Annotated in this window: 14 protein-coding genes; 6 read left to right on the forward strand and 8 right to left on the reverse strand. The window is 61.6% G+C overall.

What is annotated here, in order from left to right; translation table 11 throughout:
• Positions 1-219: 219 nt before the first annotated feature.
• Complete coding sequence (locus tag C4J91_RS13150; RefSeq protein WP_124362729.1) at positions 220-1,854, reverse strand: methyl-accepting chemotaxis protein; 1,635 nt, start codon at positions 1,852-1,854, stop codon at positions 220-222.
• 226 nt (positions 1,855-2,080) lie between these two features.
• On the opposite strand from C4J91_RS13150, the gene C4J91_RS13155 reads away from it, so the two are divergent.
• Positions 2,081-2,911: an undecaprenyl-diphosphate phosphatase gene (locus C4J91_RS13155; RefSeq protein WP_124362730.1), complete on the forward strand. Its 831-nt coding sequence runs from the start codon at positions 2,081-2,083 to the stop codon at positions 2,909-2,911.
• Complete coding sequence (locus tag C4J91_RS13160) at positions 2,908-3,291, forward strand: DUF1294 domain-containing protein (protein ID WP_124362731.1); 384 nt, start codon at positions 2,908-2,910, stop codon at positions 3,289-3,291. The genes C4J91_RS13155 and C4J91_RS13160 overlap by 4 nt, the downstream gene beginning before the upstream one ends.
• Here C4J91_RS13160 and C4J91_RS13165 read toward each other — a convergent pair.
• Together C4J91_RS13165 and C4J91_RS13170 are read right to left on the reverse strand one after the other, a co-directional pair.
• Positions 3,286-3,636, reverse strand: coding sequence for an MmcQ/YjbR family DNA-binding protein (locus tag C4J91_RS13165; protein ID WP_124362732.1), 351 nt, complete (start codon positions 3,634-3,636; stop codon positions 3,286-3,288). The two genes, C4J91_RS13160 and C4J91_RS13165, sit on opposite strands and share 6 nt — an antisense overlap.
• Positions 3,633-4,541, reverse strand: coding sequence for a LysR substrate-binding domain-containing protein (locus C4J91_RS13170; protein WP_124362733.1), 909 nt, complete (start codon positions 4,539-4,541; stop codon positions 3,633-3,635). Before C4J91_RS13170 ends, C4J91_RS13165 begins: the two co-directional genes overlap by 4 nt.
• 126 nt (positions 4,542-4,667) lie before the next feature.
• Between C4J91_RS13170 and C4J91_RS13175 the strand changes: the two genes are divergently transcribed.
• Both C4J91_RS13175 and C4J91_RS13180 read left to right on the forward strand, forming a co-directional pair.
• On the forward strand, positions 4,668-5,279 hold the full coding sequence (locus C4J91_RS13175) for an FMN-dependent NADH-azoreductase (protein ID WP_124362734.1): 612 nt from the start codon (positions 4,668-4,670) through the stop codon (positions 5,277-5,279).
• A 192-nt stretch (positions 5,280-5,471) separates the two neighbouring features.
• Positions 5,472-6,509: a dienelactone hydrolase gene (locus C4J91_RS13180; protein WP_124362735.1), complete on the forward strand. Its 1,038-nt coding sequence runs from the start codon at positions 5,472-5,474 to the stop codon at positions 6,507-6,509.
• Here the strand turns inward: C4J91_RS13180 and C4J91_RS13185 are convergent.
• The 4 genes from C4J91_RS13185 to C4J91_RS13200 all read right to left on the reverse strand — a co-directional run bounded on the left by C4J91_RS13185 (position 6,503) and on the right by C4J91_RS13200 (position 11,374).
• Complete coding sequence (locus C4J91_RS13185) at positions 6,503-7,675, reverse strand: MFS transporter (protein ID WP_124362736.1); 1,173 nt, start codon at positions 7,673-7,675, stop codon at positions 6,503-6,505. The genes C4J91_RS13180 and C4J91_RS13185 overlap by 7 nt on opposite strands.
• A gap of 117 nt (positions 7,676-7,792) precedes the next feature.
• Positions 7,793-9,379, reverse strand: coding sequence for an ABC-F family ATPase (locus tag C4J91_RS13190; RefSeq protein WP_124362737.1), 1,587 nt, complete (start codon positions 9,377-9,379; stop codon positions 7,793-7,795).
• A 142-nt stretch (positions 9,380-9,521) separates the two neighbouring features.
• Positions 9,522-10,760: an MFS transporter gene (locus tag C4J91_RS13195; RefSeq protein WP_124362738.1), complete on the reverse strand. Its 1,239-nt coding sequence runs from the start codon at positions 10,758-10,760 to the stop codon at positions 9,522-9,524.
• A 227-nt stretch (positions 10,761-10,987) separates the two neighbouring features.
• Entirely contained in the window at positions 10,988-11,374 is a 387-nt protein-coding gene (locus tag C4J91_RS13200; protein WP_124362739.1) for a TIGR03067 domain-containing protein, read from the reverse strand.
• A 332-nt stretch (positions 11,375-11,706) separates the two neighbouring features.
• Here C4J91_RS13200 and C4J91_RS13205 point away from each other — a divergent pair, with 332 nt between their 5' ends.
• Both C4J91_RS13205 and lpxO read left to right on the forward strand, forming a co-directional pair.
• On the forward strand, positions 11,707-13,032 hold the full coding sequence (locus C4J91_RS13205; RefSeq protein WP_124362740.1) for a Wzz/FepE/Etk N-terminal domain-containing protein: 1,326 nt from the start codon (positions 11,707-11,709) through the stop codon (positions 13,030-13,032).
• A 267-nt stretch (positions 13,033-13,299) separates the two neighbouring features.
• The gene (lpxO, locus tag C4J91_RS13210; protein ID WP_124362741.1) at positions 13,300-14,199 is read left to right on the forward strand and encodes a lipid A hydroxylase LpxO; all 900 of its coding nucleotides are present in this window, start codon (positions 13,300-13,302) and stop codon (positions 14,197-14,199) included.
• Positions 14,200-14,218: 19 nt separating this feature from the next.
• Here the strand turns inward: lpxO and ligD are convergent, their stop codons facing one another.
• Entirely contained in the window at positions 14,219-16,750 is a 2,532-nt protein-coding gene (ligD, locus tag C4J91_RS13215) for a DNA ligase D (protein WP_124362742.1), read from the reverse strand.
• Positions 16,751-16,755: the final 5 nt, after the last annotated feature.

Raw genomic sequence — 16,755 nt, forward strand, 5'->3', positions numbered from 1 at the left:
TTGATGCAGTAAAAAAATGTGGGAGAGGGCTTGCCCCGAAGTGGTCCACTGTAGGAGCGAGCTTGCTCGCGAAAAACGTCCAGGCAACGCACTCATTCTGAATAAACGCGGGGGCCCTGAGCTCTTCGCGAGCAAGCTCGCTCCTACAAAAAGCCTTCACTGACTGGCATTAGGGCTTGGCCCCTCCCACAGGGGATCTTCGTGCTCATGACATGGGCGTCAGACTTTGAACTGGCGCAAGAGCCCGTCAAGCTGCTCACTCAAGCCGCGCAGTTGCGCGCTCGCCACGCTCGACTGTTCAGCCGCCAGCGCGGTGCTGTGGGATAAGCCGGCCGCCTGGGTGACGTTCTGGTTGATGTCTTCCACCACATGGGCCTGTTGCAGGGTGGCACTGGCAATCGAGGCGTTCAGCCCGTTGAGATTATGCAGCGCCTGGCCGATGGCACTGAGGCTTGCACCGGCCAGGCCGGCTTGTTCGATGGTCAGTTGCGAGGCGCTGTGGCTGTCGCTGATGACCTTGACCGCCGCTTCCGAATGGCCCTGCAACCGCTCGATCATCGCCTGGATCTCAGCCGTGGATTTCTGCGTGCGCTGGGCCAGCAACCGTACCTCATCGGCCACCACGGCAAACCCACGACCCTGCTCGCCGGCGCGTGCGGCCTCGATGGCGGCGTTGAGCGCGAGCAAATTGGTTTGGTCGGCAATTGAACGAATCACTTCCAGCACGCCGCCGATCTGGGTGCTCTCGCTGGACAGGGTGCGGATAACCTCCACGGCCTGGCTGATGGTGCTGGAGAGCTGGTCGATCTGCTGCAAACTGCCGTCGATGTTGACCTGGCCTTGTTGCGCCTGGGCCTGGGCGTCGCGCATTTCGCTGGCGGCGTGCTCGGCGTTCTTGGCCACGTCCTGCACGCCGTAGGTGACTTCATTGATCGCGGTGGCCACCAGTTCCATCTGTTGCGACTGCTGCTGGCTGCGGTCGTGGGCCTGGCTGGCGTTGTGGCCCAACTCGATGGACGACTCGCCCAGGGCGTTGGCGCACACCTGCAATTGGCCGACCACCTGGCGCAATTTGGCGGTGAACGCATTGAAGTGCTGGGACAGCTGGGTGACCTCGTCGCGCCCGTGGGTATCGAGGCTGCGGGTCAGGTCGCTTTCACCGCTGGCGATGTTGCCCATGGCATTCACCGCCGCCTGCAACGGTTGCAGGATGCTGCGCGCGATCAACAGCACCAGCAGGGCCATGATCAGCGCGATGCCCAGGCCGATGGCCGAGGCTTTCCACACCTGGACGGTGAACTCGGCCTGCACGTCGTCCACGTAGACGCCCGAGCCGATAATCCAGCCCCAGGGTGCGAACAACTGGATGTAGGAGGTTTTCTGCACCGGCGCATCGGCCCCCGGTTTCGGCCAGCGGTAATTGACGATGCCGGCGCCCTTGGCCTTGGCCAGGCTCACGAACTCGTTGAACACCGCAAACCCGTCCGGATCGCGGATCGCCGAGAGGTTCTGGCCGTCCAGCTTGGGATTGGCCGCGTGCATGATCATCACGGGGGTGAGGTCGTTGATCCAGAAGTAATCGTCGTGGTCGTAACGCAGGCCGCGCACTGCGCTCAGGGCTTGCTGCTGCGCCGCTTCGCGGGTGAGCGCGCCGGTTTTTTCCAGGTTCTGGTAGTAGCTCAACACACCGCTGGCGGTTTGCACCACGTGCTGGGTCTGTTGACGCTTGGCCTGGTAGAGGTCGTCCTGGATCTGTTTGAGCATCAACGCGCCCAAGGTCAGCAGCATCAGCACGGCGACTACCAGGATCAGCCAGAGACGTCGGCTGATCGACATATTGCGCAAACTGTTCATCGTCCTGTCACTCCGTGCCTTTTATAATTGTGGGTGTTGCATCGACTTTTTCGGCTTGTCTGATAGGCTTTCGGCCCGTAATCGAAAAACCTGAGTACTGCCTGATTTTTCACGGAATTTTTGCAGTCCGGCATTGAGAATCGATGCCGGGCGCTGCAGCACGCTCGTTGTCAGTGAACTTAAAAAACATAAGAGGCATGCCAGGCGCGTGACCTTTGGAGAAAGCATGGATTTTTGGACTGCCATACAGGCATTGATTCTTGGCGTGGTCGAGGGGCTGACGGAGTTCCTGCCGATCTCCAGCACCGGCCACCAGATCATCGTCGCCGACCTGATCAACTTCGGTGGCGAGCGTTTCGAGGCATTCAATATCATTATCCAGCTGGGCGCGATCCTGGCCGTGGTCTGGGAGTTTCGCCGCAAGATCCTCGATGTGGTTATCGGCTTGCCCACTCAGCGCAACGCCCAGCGCTTCACCGTGAACCTGATCATCGCCGTGTTGCCGGCGGTGGTGCTGGGGGTGATTTTCGCTGACCTGATCAAGCATTACCTGTTCAACCCGATCACTGTGGCCACGGCCCTGGTGGTGGGCGGCGTGGTCATGTTGTGGGCTGAACGTCGCCAACATGCCGTTCATGCCGAAACCGTGGACGACATCACCTGGAAAGACGCGCTCAAGGTCGGCGTCGCCCAGTGCCTGGCGATGATTCCAGGCACTTCGCGCTCCGGTGCGACGATTATCGGCGGCCTGCTGTTCGGCCTGTCGCGCAAGACCGCCACCGAGTTTTCATTCTTCCTGGCCATGCCGACCATGGTCGGTGCAGCGCTGTACTCGGGCTACAAATACCGCGACCTGTTCCAGCCGGCGGACCTGCCGGTGTTCGCCATCGGCTTTGTCACCTCGTTCATCTTCGCGATGATCGCGGTCAAGGGCCTGCTCAAATTTATTGCCAACCACAGCTACGCGGCCTTTGCCTGGTACCGGATCGCGTTCGGCCTGGTGATCCTGGCGACCTGGCAATTCGGCTGGATCGACTGGACCGCCGTCAAGCCATGAGCATTCAGCATCCGCGCCTGAAGGCATTGGTCCTGCTAGTGCTGTGCGCCGCGCCGCTGCTGGGTGCGGCGCTGCTGTGGCAGCGCGGCGAGACGGTCATCCCACTGGCGGCCTACGGGGTGGTCAGCGTGGTGGCGTTCTTTCTGTACTGGAGTGACAAGCGCAAGGCCCAGACCGAGGGCCGGCGCATCCCGGAAAACATCCTGCACGCCGTCGAGTTGGCGGGCGGTTGGCCGGGGGCGTTGATCGCCCAGCAAGTGTTCCGGCACAAGACGCGCAAGGTGTCTTACCAGGTGCTGTTCTGGGTGATCGTGCTGCTGCATCAAGTGTTCTGGCTGGACCAGCTGTTTCTCGGCGGCACGCTACTGTCGGTCCTATAGCAACAACCCCACCTGCGTGCGCTTGGGCAGCTTGCTTACCACCAATTGGTGGGAGCGTTGCAACAAACCACGCAGTTCCTCGGGCGCCAGCGGGTAGGGCGTGTTCATGATGATCCATTGCGCGCGTGCCAGGTACGGCGCCGGGTGGATGCCTGGGCGGTCGACGTGGCCGAGGAACAGTTCCTTGTCGACCTTGAACGCCAGCGAGTCGCCGCGCAGGTTCTGCAGCGCGAACATCTTGTTGCCGGCGATCGAGAATACCCGTACGCCGCCCCATTTGTAGTCCTCGCGTGCGCCCGGCAGGCTCAGGCAGAATTGCGCGACTTGCGCTTCGGTCATGCTCATAGCAGGCGATCTCCACAGCCTTTGAAACCTTCTTCCAGGTAGTCGATCCAGGCGCGAATGGCCGGCAGCACGCCGCGCCGGTGCGGATACACGGCCTGCAGCCAGCCGCCGGGCAACGACCATTGCGGCAGCAGCTGCACCAGTCGGCCGCTGGCCAGTTCCTCTTCGCAATACATCATCGGCAGCACCGTGAAGCCCACGCCCATGAGCGCGCTGGTCTTGCGTACGATAAAGTCTTCGATGCCCAGGCGCGCCTCCATGACCAGCTCGTGAGCGTTGCCCTGGGGGTCGATGATGCGCTGGTGCACCATGCGGTCCGCCTCGAGTGCGCCCATTATCGGTAATTGCCTGAGGTCGTCCAGGCTGTCGACCTGCCGATCACGCAGCAGTGCCGGGCTGGCCACCAGCACGGTGTGTGCCTGGCGCAGGCGTTTGGTGACCAGCAACGGATCTTCGTCGCCCAGTTCGCGCACGCGCAAGGCTACGTCGATCCCTTCGCCCACCAGGTCGACGCGGCGGTTGACCAGGGTCATGTCCAGTTGCACCAGCGGGTGCGCGGCGAGAAAGCCGGCCACCAGTTCCGGCAGGATCTGCTGGGCCAGGCCGACCGGGCAAGTGACCCGCAGACGCCCACGGGGCTCGGTGGACATGCTGGCCACGGCCTCATCGGCCATCTCCGCTTCCAGCAACATCGCCTGGCAGTGGCGCAGGTAGCGCTCGCCGACGGCGGTCAGGGTCAGTTGCCGGGTGGTGCGTTGCAGCAGGCGCGCGCCCAGGCGTTCCTCCAGCTCGGCAATGCGCCGCGACAGGCGCGATTTGGGAATCCCCAGCAGGCGGCCGGCGGCGGCGAAACCGCCGGCTTCGACGACTTTGGCGAAATAGTAGAGGTCGTTGAGGTCTTGCATGGTCAGCCTATTGTCCTGTCAGTGGGACAATCTATCGCATTCCAGATGGCTTATCGACCATTGGTTGGATGCGTAGCATCAACACCATCTGATCGCCCCTGCCGATCCCACCCTCGGAGATCCACCATGAAACTGTTGCATATCGATTCCAGCATCCTCGGCGACAACTCCGCTTCCCGTCAGCTCAGCGCCGGCGTGGTCAAGGCATGGCAGGCCGCCGAGCCGGGTGTGGAAGTGACTTACCGTGACCTCGCCAGCGAAGGCATCAACCATTTTTCCGGCGCCACCCTGGGTGCGCTGGGCACCGCTGCCGAACTGCGCGATGCCGCGCAAAAGCATGAAGCCGAACTGAGCGCATCGTCGCTGGCTGAATTCCTCGCCGCCGATGCCGTGGTGGTGGGCGCACCGATGTACAACTTCACCATCCCGACCCAACTCAAAGCCTGGATCGACCGCATCGCGGTCGCCGGCCAGACCTTCCGCTACACCGAGGCTGGCCCTGAAGGCCTGTGCGGCAACAAGAAAGTCATCATCGTCTCCACCGCCGGCGGCCTGCATGCCGGCCAGGCGTCCGGTGCCGCCCATGAAGGCTACTTGAAGTTGCTGTTCGGCTTTCTCGGCATCACTGATATCGAAATCGTACGTGCTGAAGGCCTGGCCTACGGCGACGAAGTGCGCAGCAAAGCCTTGAGCGACGCCAACGTGCTGATCAGCGAGCACTTGTTCGCCGCTGCGTAAGGCTTGTGTAAATGTTCGTCGCGGCCGGTTTCAATCTGAAGCCGGGCGTCTAAACTCTGTATTCTGTTCGCCTGAGCGCGAGCGGAGTACGGAGTTTTTGCATTTATGGCCCAGGTTATGCACGCTTGGGTTCACTACCCTGGAATTTTCATACGGCATGCCGGTTCTCACGCAGCAAAGGTGGACATCCCCATGATGCGTCTCTGTGCTGTTTTGGTTCTTTCCCTGTGCGGCGGCCTGCTTTCAGTGCACGCCGCGCCTGCGCCGCACCCGCATTGGAGTGTGGGCTTTCATCGCATGAGCGTCCTGGACCCGCTGGATTCGCAGCCGATGAAGGCCATTGCGTTCTACCCCTCCACCGACACCGAGCACACCACGACGCTGGGCGCCTACCATGTGGCTGCCGGCGAAGACGCCAAGGTTGCCATCGGCCGTTTCCCGATGCTGATGTTGTCGCACGGCAATACCGGTACGCCGCTGGCCCTGCATGACCTGGCCACCTCGCTGGCGCGCAAGGGCTTTGTGGTGGTGGCGGTGCTGCACCCCGGCGACAACTACAAGGATCACAGCCGCCTGGGCACCGTGAGCAATCTGTATGGCCGGCCGATCCAGATTTCCCAGGCAATCACCGCGACGCTGGACGACCCGATGCTGTCGCCCTTCGTCGACATCGACCAGGTGGGCGTGATCGGCTATTCGGCCGGCGGTGAAACTGCGCTGATCCTGGCGGGGGCCAAGCCGGATTTCGAGCGTTTGCGCCGCTATTGCCAGCAGCGCCCGGAGGACCGTGACGCCTGCAACACCAAAGGCGAACTGGTGGTCGACCGTGACGACTTGCAACCCCAGGCCGACCCGCGCATCCATGCCCTGATGCTGATGGCGCCGCTGAGCCTGATGTTTGGTCGCCACACCCTGGCTGACGTGCACGTACCGGTGCTGCTCTACAGTGGCGATGGCGACAAATTGGTGGCGGTGGACAAGAACGCCGCCGCCCTGGCGCGCAAACTGCCGGAGCCGCCGGACTTCAAACTGTTGGCCGGGGCAGGGCACTTCGTGTTCATGGCGCCGTGTGACAGCGACCAATTGGCGACGATGCCGGCCATCTGCACCGATGCCGACGGTGTCGACCGTGAGGGCATCCACCGCGATCTGGTCTCCGAGGCCGGGCGCTTTTTCAGTCACACCCTCGGCGAAGCCACCCGTGCCGGGTTACAGACGGCCGATCAGTAAGCGCGACGCTTGAGCAGCACGGTCAGTGCCAGCGCCGTGACTGACAGCAGCGCCGCGCAGAAGAATATCCAGCCATAGCCGAGGTTCAGCGCCACCGCGCCCATCAACGGGCCGGCAATCGCCAGGGCCAGGTCGAAAAACACCGCATACGCACTCAGCCCGGCGCCACGGCTACTGTCTGGCACGCGCTTGATAGCCTCGACCCCTAGCGCCGGGTACACCAATGACAAGCCAAAACCGGTCAACCCCGCGCCAATCAACGCCACGCCGGTCGACGGCGCCAGCCACAACAGCGTAAGGCCCAGGGTCTCGATGAGCATGCAGGCGATGGCGGCGGTGAAACCGCCCACGCGGCTAATGGCGGAAATGAACACTAGGCGCGACGCGATAAAACACACGCCAAATACCGTCAGGCAGTACGCTGCGCCGGTCCAGCCGCGATTGAGGTAGTACAAGGTGATAAAGGTGGTCAGCGTGCCGTAGCCAATCGAGGCCAGGCACAGGCTGGCGCCAAACGGAGCGATACGTCCGAACACCGCCCAGAACGGCAGGCGCTCGCCGCGCACCACCGGCACCGAGGGTTTGTTGCGGATCAGCACCAGGCCCAGCGCGGCCAGCCCCGTCAGCGCCAGGCCCAGGCTGGCGAAGCCATAGTCGGCCACCATCACCACCCCCAGCGGCGCGCCAATGGCGATGGCGCCGTAGGAAGCGATACCGTTCCAGGAAATCGACCGGGCCGTGTGTTCGGTGCCGACCGCGCCCATGCACCAACTGATGGTGCCCACGCCAATCAAGCCCTGGGCCACGCCCAGCAACAGTCGACCGGCGATCAGGATGGCCAGGCTCAGCGCCGGCAGGTCCTCCAGCAGCACCGCGATAAACGTCAGCACGCCACTGATCAGGATGCCGGCCAGGCCCAGCACAATGGCGCGCTTGGTGCCGACGTTGTCCGACATGCGCCCGGCCATCGGCCGGCTGAGCAAGGTGGCGAGGTATTGCGAACCAATGGTGACCCCGGCCACGACGGCGCTGTAGCCCAGGTGTTCGTGCACATAGCCTGGAATTACCGCAATCGGCAGGCCGATGCAGATAAACGCAATGAAGGTGTAGAAGACGATGGAGACGATCTGCAGGGTGATCGACAGGGAGGAGGGGGCGGCAGGCATGTGAACTCGTTCGCTGGCGGGCGGTGCGGCCATGATGCCACTGCGCTGTTCAATGTGGGAGGGGGGGTGCCCCCTCCCACATTGGAACCTGTTTGGCCCGGCAGCTATGCGCTGTTCTTAGAACACCACACCCTGGCTACGCAGGTAGTCGTCATAGGTGCCGCTGAAGTCGATCACGCCGTCTGCGCTCAACTCGATGATGCGGGTAGCCAGGGACGATACGAACTCGCGGTCGTGGCTGACGAAGATCAGCGTGCCCGGATAGTTCTCCAGCGCCAGGTTCAGCGCTTCGATGGATTCCATGTCCAAGTGGTTGGTCGGTTCGTCCATGATCAGCACGTTCGGCTTTTGCAGGATCAGCTTGCCGAACAGCATGCGGCCTTGTTCACCACCGGAGATCACTTTTACCGACTTCTGGATTTCGTCGTTGGAGAACAGCATGCGGCCCAATGTGCCACGAATCATCTGCTCGCCCTGGGTCCACTGGCCCATCCAGTCGAATAGGGTGAGGTCGTCTTCGAAGTCATGGGCATGGTCCTGGGCGTAGTAGCCCAGTTCCGCGGCGTCGGTCCACTTGATGCTGCCGGCGTCCGGGGTCAGTTCGTTGACCAGGGTGCGCAGCAGGGTGGTCTTGCCAATACCGTTCGGGCCGATGATCGCCACGCGCTCGCCGGCTTCAACCTGGAAGCTGAAGTCCTTGAACAATGGCTTGCCGTCAAAACCTTTGGCCATCTTCTCGACCATGACCGCCTGGCGGTGCAGCTTTTTGTTCTGTTCGAAACGGATGAACGGGCTCACACGGCTCGAAGGCTTGACCTCGGCCAGTTGGATCTTGTCGATCGCCTTGGCGCGGGAAGTGGCCTGCTTGGCTTTCGAGGCGTTGGCCGAGAAGCGGCTGACGAAGGACTGCAGCTCGGAGATCTGCGCCTTCTTCTTGGCGTTGTCCGACAGCAGTTGCTCGCGGGACTGGGTCGCCACGGTCATGTACTCGTCGTAGTTGCCCGGGAACAGGCGCAGCTCGCCGTAGTCCAGGTCAGCCATGTGGGTGCACACGCTGTTCAGGAAGTGACGGTCGTGAGAAATGATGATCATCAGGCTGGAGCGCTGGGTCAGGATGTTTTCCAGCCAGCGAATAGTGTTGATGTCCAAGTGGTTGGTCGGTTCGTCGAGCAACAGCACTTCCGGGTCGGAGAACAGCGCCTGGGCGAGCAATACGCGCAGCTTCCAGCCGGGCGACACTTCGCTCATCGGGCCGAAATGCTGTTCCAGGGGAATCCCCAGGCCCAGCAGCAGCTCACCGGCGCGGGATTCGGCGGTGTAGCCGTCCATCTCGGCGAACTCGGTTTCCAGCTCGGCCACGGCCATGCCGTCTTCTTCGCTCATTTCCGGCAGCGAGTAGATGCGGTCGCGTTCGGCCTTGACCTTCCACAGCTCTTCGTGGCCCATGATCACGGTGTCGAGCACGGTGAATTCTTCGTAGGCGAACTGGTCCTGGCGCAGCTTGCCCAGGCGCACGTTCGGCTCGAGCATGACCTGGCCGCCGGACGGTTCGAGGTCGCCGCCGAGGATTTTCATGAAGGTCGACTTGCCGCAACCGTTGGCACCGATCAAACCATAGCGGTTGCCGGCGCCGAACTTGACCGAGACGTTCTCGAAGAGCGGCTTGGCGCCGAACTGCATGGTGATGTTAGCTGTGGAGATCAATTACTTTACCTATCAATGGGTTGCGAGCGTGACGGCAGGAGCCTTCAGGCATGCGTCAACAGCGACATCGAGGCGCGAAACCCGGTCGCTGAGCGCAAAATCTGGAATGTGTGTTGGAATTTGGCGCGCATTGTCGCATATGTCAGGCGACAGGTGTATGGCGAGCGAAGGATGGTTTTGCCAGTGTCTCGGGCATGGCCAGCCCTACCAGCAGCAACGCGACGGCCGCCACCCCGGCCAGGGTCAGGAAGGCGGCGTTGTAGCCGGCCATTTGCACCACGAAGCCTGCCAGGCTGCTGCTCAGCGCCGCGCCCAGGCCAAATACCGTGGACAGCGCGCCGAGGCTGACATTGAAGCGGCCGGTGCCTTGGGTCAGGTCCTTGACGATCACGGGGAACAGCGCGCCGAAAATGCCCGCGCCGATGCCGTCTAGCATCTGCACGGCAACCAGCCAGTAGGGGTCGCTGGACAGGGTATAAAGCACGCCGCGCAACGGCAGAATCATGAAGCCGGCCAGCAGCAGCGGCTTGCGCCCCCAGAGGTCGGCCTTGGCTCCCACCAGCATCGCCGTCGGCACCATCACCAGTTGCGCGGCGACGATGCAGGCCGAGGTCAACGGGGTGGCCATCTGCAGATTGATCTGCGACAACTTCTGGCTGACCAACGGCAGCATCGCGGCATTGGCGAGGTGAAACAGCGCACAGCAGATGGCGAACAGCAACAAGGGGCGGTTGGCGAGCAAGATGTTCATGCCCGAGGGCTGCTCATCGTCAGTATGATGCGCGGGGTCGAAGCCCCGGGCCACCTCATGGTCGATCGCCTTGCCCGGCACGCAACCGACCGCGATGACACTGGCGACGGCCATAAACGCCATCAGGTAAAACACCACCACCGGCCCGAACAGATAGGCCAAACCCCCGGCCAGTAGTGCTGCCACGGCGTTACCGGCGTGATTGAAGGTTTCGTTGCGCCCGGTCCGCCGGGTAAACGCACGCGGCCCGGTGATGCCAAGGGAAATCGCGGAAATCGCCGGGGCGAACACCGACGCGGCGATGGCGCTGGCGGCCTGGGTCAGCGCCACCCAGCCAAACGAACTGACGAAGGGCAGCATCAGGCAACTGAGCGTGACCAGCAGCGCGGCAAGTGCAATCACCGCGCGTTTGCTGCGGGTACGGTCGATCAATGCGCCTGCCGGACCTTGGGTGATCAGCGCGGCAATGCCCGCCAGGGTCATGACCACGCCAATGCTGGCCGGGTCCCATTGATGGACCGCCAGCAGATAGATAGCCAGGTACGGCCCCAGGCCGTCGCGCACATCCGCGAGGAAGAAATTCAGGCTGTCCAGGGACAAGGCAGTGCGCAGGTCTGAGTGATGGGCCACGATGCAACCTTCCAGAGTGCAGTCCAGGGGCCGGACACGCGTTGGGCTAGTGACCTGCGCACTTGGCGATAAGTTTCGCGCTGGCCCAGGGCGTTTTTCTGCGCGCAAAAAAAGCCCGCACATAACGGCGGGCCAAGGGAATCACTGGAGTAGGTAGGCCTCACCCTATAGGCCGGAACGTGAAGGCCTCGTGAAAATGCCGTGATCAAAGCGGATAAGGGCGTCGTTCATGCCCGGCGCACGAAGGTGCGCATGGTTTGCCCCGGGCCGGTACTGAACACGGTGGGCCGGGGCATGCCTTCATCGGCAGCGATAAATACAAAATGATCACCTTCGAGCCGGTAGCTGGCCGGTAGCGACTTGCCGGCGTCCGCGCCGATGGCGTCCACCCAGGTAATGCTCTTGGGCGTGGTGTCGGCGTCCAAGACAAAACGCCCCGCCAGCAAGAGGTCGCCCTCGACCGTGACGACTTCAAACGTGTCCCCGCTGATCCTGGTGATGGCACCTGGCGCGCTATGTGCATCGGCAGGGTTGAGTACGCCGTTGTCTTCCAGGGCGGTTTGCTCCCAGGCACCTTGCAGGGCGTGGTAATCCGTGACTGAAGGGGATGACATGCAACTTCCTTTTGCTGAAGGGGGGAAGGGGATTGTATCCGCACAGGGGCAGTGCCTTCAGGTGGCGGGATTTTTGCTTTATGGGACAGCTATTTGACAGCATTTTCATGTTGTATTAGCTACGCTTGTAGCGTGATTAATCCCACATCAAAATATCTTTTTGGCTACACATCGACATAAAGCAGAAATAATCCTTAAATACGCGGGATTTTTCGTCAGACTCCGTAGTCAGATTGCCATCGTTCCGCCGTGCTCAGGGCGTTGTCCCTGATTTGAAGCCTTAGGACTTCTTCGAGTGATGGCCTTTTAGTATTAATTAAGGTGTGCTTATTTTGAATCGTACTTCCCCGCCAGCGTCTGATGAAATTGATCTGTTTGAATTGTTTCACGCCATCTGGCGACAAAAAAAGCTGATCGTGGGGTGTACGATTCTGGCGGGAGTTTTAGGCGTGGGGTATGCCTTCCTGGCGCCCAAGACCTACGAGGTCAGCAGCGTGCTACGGCCTGCGGCGATCAACGAGCTGGATGCGTTGAACCGCTCTGAAGTGTATAAATTGCCGCCCGCCGATGCGTTGCTAAAAGTGGGCGCGCAGTTGGACTCCTACGAGGCTCGCCTTGGGTTCTTCAAGGATCACGAGGAATTGTTCAAGGCGTTTCAGAAACCAGGGCAAACCCTGGAACAGAGTTTTGAAGCCTTCAATCGAAACTCGGTCAACCTCATCCTGCCGGACCCGAAGAAGTCCGACTCGCTGAGCAACTACATCCGTCTGGAATTGCAGTACCCGACCGATGTTGATGGGGTGAAAATTCTCAACGGGTTTGTCGACTACGCCATTGCCGCAGAGCGCCAGCAGGTCGGCGCCGACCTCAAGGTGATCGTGAATAACCGCTTGTCCGAGCTCAAGGGCAAGATCGACGCGGCCCGGGCCAACTACGACACCGAAAAGGAATCGAAAATCGCCAAGTTGCTCGAGGCGGACCGTCTCAAGCGTGCCCAATTGCAGGACGAACTCAGCGCCCTGCGCTTGCAGATGAAAATGGAGCGGACCAACCGCCTGGCGGAATTGGCTGAAGCCATCGGCATCGCTCAGTCCATGGGGATCAAAACACCGACCACGCCATCCTCCATGGCCGACTCCGCGCGAACCGGCTCGAGCCAGGTGATGCGCACCGAAGTCAACAATCAGAAGATTCCGCTGTACTTCATGGGTACTGAGGCCCTGGAGGCCGAGCGCGCCGCGCTGCAAAAGCGCACCAGCGATGACTTCACCAATCCGCGTATTGCCGAAATTGGCAAGGAACTCCAGCTGTTGGACGCGAACCGCGAAGTTGAAGTGCTGCGCAAACGTGGCAATGAAGACATCTTCCTGCAGGACGTCGAGCCGCTTCGCGCCGAAGTCGCCAGGTTGCGTGGTTTGAACATCGACATGAGCAACCTGAAGCTGGTGACAATTGACCGTCGCGCCCAGGAGCCTCTGGCACCGATCAAACCGAAAAAAGCTCTGGTCATTGCGTTGAGCCTGGTGGGCGGGTTATTGCTCGGGCTGATGGTCGCGCTGGTCCGCCACCTCATGTTTACCCAGCGTGGTGCAGTACCGTATTCGGCATTGGAAGACAGCAGTTTTTCACGCCGCGAACGTAAGGACGATCAGCTTTAAGCCGTAGCGACGTCTCTGGCCGGCGGGTCCTGGGGGCCCGCCGGCACAACCTCCCCAACACACTCAGTGGACAGCTTTTCACAATTCTTAGTTAACCTTTGGTTACAAAGTATGGCTAAATAACGGCCAATGGTCACACATCGGAAGGTCATCCTGCCGGTCGTGTCGCCTGTATGTGAATTGTGATTTCAGGTGCTGCTTATCCATCCTCGGCCGTTGTGGGCCCGCAGGAGCAGCCTGTTCTCTCCCTGACGTGTGACGAATCCCTTGAAACTCATCATTGTTGCTCTCTACGTTGCCTCCATCGCGTATGTACATTTGCGTGGCCGGGTGCGACACAAGTTGGGTCGCCAGCTCAGCGATCACTCGACGTTCCTGGCGCCGATCAACTGCTTCCTTTATCTGTTCTCCAAGCAACCCAGCCGCCCTTATCTGTCGCCCAGCGATTTTCCGGACCTGAGCCCATTGCAGGCGCACTGGGAAGAAATCCGCCAGGAAGCCCAGAACCTGATGCGCGCCGGAGAGATCAAGCGTTCGGAGCAATACAATGACGTGGGCTTCAACTCGTTCTTCAAGTCCGGCTGGAAGCGCTTCTATCTGAAGTGGTACGGCGACAGCCATCCTTCGGCAATGAAGCTGTGCCCGCGCACCACCGAACTGGTGCAAAGCATCGGCTCGATCAAGGCCGCGATGTTCGCCGAGCTGCCGCCGGGCTCCAAACTGGTGCGTCACCGTGACCCCTATGCGGGCTCCTACCGCTATCACCTGGGGCTGGATACCCCAAACGATCCGGGCTGCTACATCAATGTGGACGGCGAGAGCTATTACTGGCGCGACGGCGAGCCGGTGATGTTCGACGAGACTTACATCCACTACGCGGAAAACACCACGGCGCACAACCGCATCATTCTGTTCTGCGACATCGAGCGGCCGATGAAATACCGCTGGGCAGCCGCGTTCAACCGCTGGTTCAGCCGCAATGTAATGGCCGCTGCGGGTTCGCCCAATGATGAAGGCGACAAGACCGGCGGCCTCAACCGCGCTTTTACCCGCTTGTACAAGATCCGTTTGCGCGGCAAGGAGCTCAAAAAGCGCAACCGCACGCGCTACTACCTGGAAAAGTGGGCGATCTTCGCTTGCCTCGCGCTGATCTTCATCCTTATCTGAGCCCCACCCGTGGCGCGGATCACTTCGGTGGTTTGGCGCCCAGCTTGTCCCACATCTTCTTGCTGATCTTCTGTCGATTGGCATAGCCGGCCCAGGGGTCGGTCTTCAAACTCTGCAAGCGTTCGTGCAGGTTGGCGACTGTCCATTGCTGGGAACTGCGCAACCCATTCAACTCTTCCCGGCTGATCGGTACCGAAACCGGTAGGCCGGGTCGCGCCCGCACGGAGTAAGCGGCTACCGTGCTGGCGCCCCGGGCGTTGCGCAGATAATCGATGAAGATTTTGCCCACGCGGTTTTTCGGGCCGCTGGTGGCGGTGAAGCGCTCGGGCAGTTGCTGGGTCATGAATTGGGCGATGGCCTTGGCGAAGGCTTTCACGCTGTCCCAGTCGTCTCGCCGGGCCAGCGGTACGATCAGGTGCAAGCCTTTGCCACCGCTGGTTTTGACGAAGGCCTGCAAGCCCAATTCATCCAGCACCGAGAGGGTCAGTTGCGCAGCTTCCAGCATGGCCTTCCAGGGCAGGGCGGGGTCCGGGTCGAGGTCGAGTACGAACAGGTCGGGGGTTTCGATCTTGTCCGTGGTGGCGCCCCAGGTGTGCAGCTCGACCGTGCCCATTTGCACGGCGCCGACCAGGGCGTCTGCAGTGTCTATTTCCATCAGGCGTGCATGGCCGGGGTCCAGGGCCTGGTCCAGTTGCTTGATGTGCGGGATCGTCATGCGTTCGATGTGCTTCTGGAAGAACTGTTCGCCTTCGATGCCCTCCGGCGCCCTGAGCAGCGACACGGGCCGGTTGCGCAGGAACGGCAGGATCCATGCGCTGGTGTCGGCGTAGAACTGCGCCAGTTGCTGCTTTTGCGTACCGCTCTGCTTGTCGATGACGCGATCAGGGTGGGTGATTTTCAGGTCCTTCACGGTTTTCACCTCCTTCTCGGTTTTTTTCGCCGCCGGCGCCTTGACCGATTTGGCCGCGCGCGGCAGTTCGTGAATGATCTGCGCGGCGGGCTTGTCGGTGCGCATGCCCACAAACGCGGCCTGGCGCACCACGCCTTCACGGGTCCATTCGGCAAATTGCACCTCGCCGACCAGGCTCGGCTCGACCCAGTGCACGCCACGCGCCTGGGCGCTGGTCAACGGCTTTTGCAGTGGCGAGTCGTCACGTTCGAGCGCGGTGAGCTTGGTGTAGATGGCTTTCAGTGACGCCTGGTCGAAGCCGGTGCCCACACGCCCGGCGTATACCAGCCCGGCGTCGTCGTTGACCGCCAACAGCAGCGCGCCAAACCCGGTGCGCGAGCCTTGGGGGCGGGTATAACCGACAATCACAAACTCCTGGCGCAAGCGGCATTTGAGCTTGATCCAGTCGTCACTGCGCCTGGACACGTAAGGGCTGCCGGCACGCTTGCCGATGACGCCTTCCAGGGCCAGGTCGCAGGCGCTTTCGAAAATGTCGCGGTGGTTGGCCGCAAACGCTTCGGAGAAGCGCAGCAGCTTGCTCTTGCTGGCGGACAGCGCGGATTTGAGCGCGGCGCGACGCGTTTCGACCGGGTCTTCGCGCTGATCGCGGCCATTCAGAAAGGGCGCGTCGAACAGGTAATAGACGATGTCGAGGCTGCGGCCGATGTCGAAGGCATTCTGCAACGCCTGGAAATCCGGCAGGCCGTCGCCGTTGAGGCTGACCACCTCGCCGTCCAGCCAGCTGTCCTTGAGCTTGAGCGCTTGCAAAGCCTTGGCCTGACGCGGCAGGCGCTCGGTCCAGTCGTGCCCGTTGCGGGTGAACAGGCGCACTTCACCTCCTTGGATGCGCGCGAGGATGCGGTAACCGTCGAACTTGATCTCGTACTGCCAGTCACCTTCCGGTGCCCGATCGACCAGGGTGGCCAATTGCGGGGAGAACTGCTCGGGCACGGCGGTGGCCTGCTTGCGCGTGCTCGCCTTGGGAGCTGCTTTGGGTGCCGCTTTGGTTTTCGCCTGAGCCTTGGCCTTGGGCTTGCCGACCACCGCGTCGCTCAGCACGCTGGCGGGTTCGGCCTGGACAATATCGTATTCGGCGATGGGCCGTGCCTGCTGGTCTTTTTCCTTGATCAGCAGCCATTGTTGCTTGTCGCCGCTACCCTTGAGCCGGGTGCGCACCAAGGTCCAGTCCCCCGAGAGTTTCTCGCCGACCAGGCTGAATTTGAGTTTGCCGGCCGCGTAGGCCTTGTGCGGGTCGTCATGGGGTTGCCAGATGCCGCGGTCCCACACGATGACATCCCCGGCGCCGTATTGGCCGGCGGGAATACTGCCCTCGAAGCCACCGTAACTCAGTGGGTGGTCTTCAACGTGGACCGCCAGGCGCTTCTGGCTCGGGTCCAGGCTCGGGCCTTTGGGCACCGCCCAGCTCAACAGCACGCCGTCGAGTTCCAGGCGAAAGTCATAGTGCAGGTTACGCGCGTCATGCTTCTGGATCACAAAGCTCAAGGCCGAGGCTTTGCGCTTGCCGGCCGGTGAGTCGCCGGCGGGTTCGGCGGTAATCCCGAAGTCGCGTTTACGGTTGTACTCGCTCAGGGGCTTTGCCATGTCGT

This window comes from Pseudomonas sp. R3-52-08, from assembly GCF_003851745.1.
In the GTDB taxonomy this organism is placed as follows: Bacteria; Pseudomonadota; Gammaproteobacteria; order Pseudomonadales; family Pseudomonadaceae; genus Aquipseudomonas.

What these genes read in the sequence shown, in the direction of transcription:
- C4J91_RS13150 (WP_124362729.1), bottom strand. Translation starts at nt 1,854, where the DNA reads ATGAACAGTTTGCGCAATATGTCGATCAGCCGACGTCTCTGGCTGATC.
- C4J91_RS13155 (WP_124362730.1), top strand. Translation starts at nt 2,081, where the DNA reads ATGGATTTTTGGACTGCCATACAGGCATTGATTCTTGGCGTGGTCGAG.
- C4J91_RS13160 (WP_124362731.1), top strand. Translation starts at nt 2,908, where the DNA reads ATGAGCATTCAGCATCCGCGCCTGAAGGCATTGGTCCTGCTAGTGCTG.
- C4J91_RS13165 (WP_124362732.1), bottom strand. Translation starts at nt 3,636, where the DNA reads ATGAGCATGACCGAAGCGCAAGTCGCGCAATTCTGCCTGAGCCTGCCG.
- C4J91_RS13170 (WP_124362733.1), bottom strand. Translation starts at nt 4,541, where the DNA reads ATGCAAGACCTCAACGACCTCTACTATTTCGCCAAAGTCGTCGAAGCC.
- C4J91_RS13175 (WP_124362734.1), top strand. Translation starts at nt 4,668, where the DNA reads ATGAAACTGTTGCATATCGATTCCAGCATCCTCGGCGACAACTCCGCT.
- C4J91_RS13180 (WP_124362735.1), top strand. Translation starts at nt 5,472, where the DNA reads ATGATGCGTCTCTGTGCTGTTTTGGTTCTTTCCCTGTGCGGCGGCCTG.
- C4J91_RS13185 (WP_124362736.1), bottom strand. Translation starts at nt 7,675, where the DNA reads ATGCCTGCCGCCCCCTCCTCCCTGTCGATCACCCTGCAGATCGTCTCC.
- C4J91_RS13200 (WP_124362739.1), bottom strand. Translation starts at nt 11,374, where the DNA reads ATGTCATCCCCTTCAGTCACGGATTACCACGCCCTGCAAGGTGCCTGG.
- ligD (WP_124362742.1), bottom strand. Translation starts at nt 16,750, where the DNA reads ATGGCAAAGCCCCTGAGCGAGTACAACCGTAAACGCGACTTCGGGATT.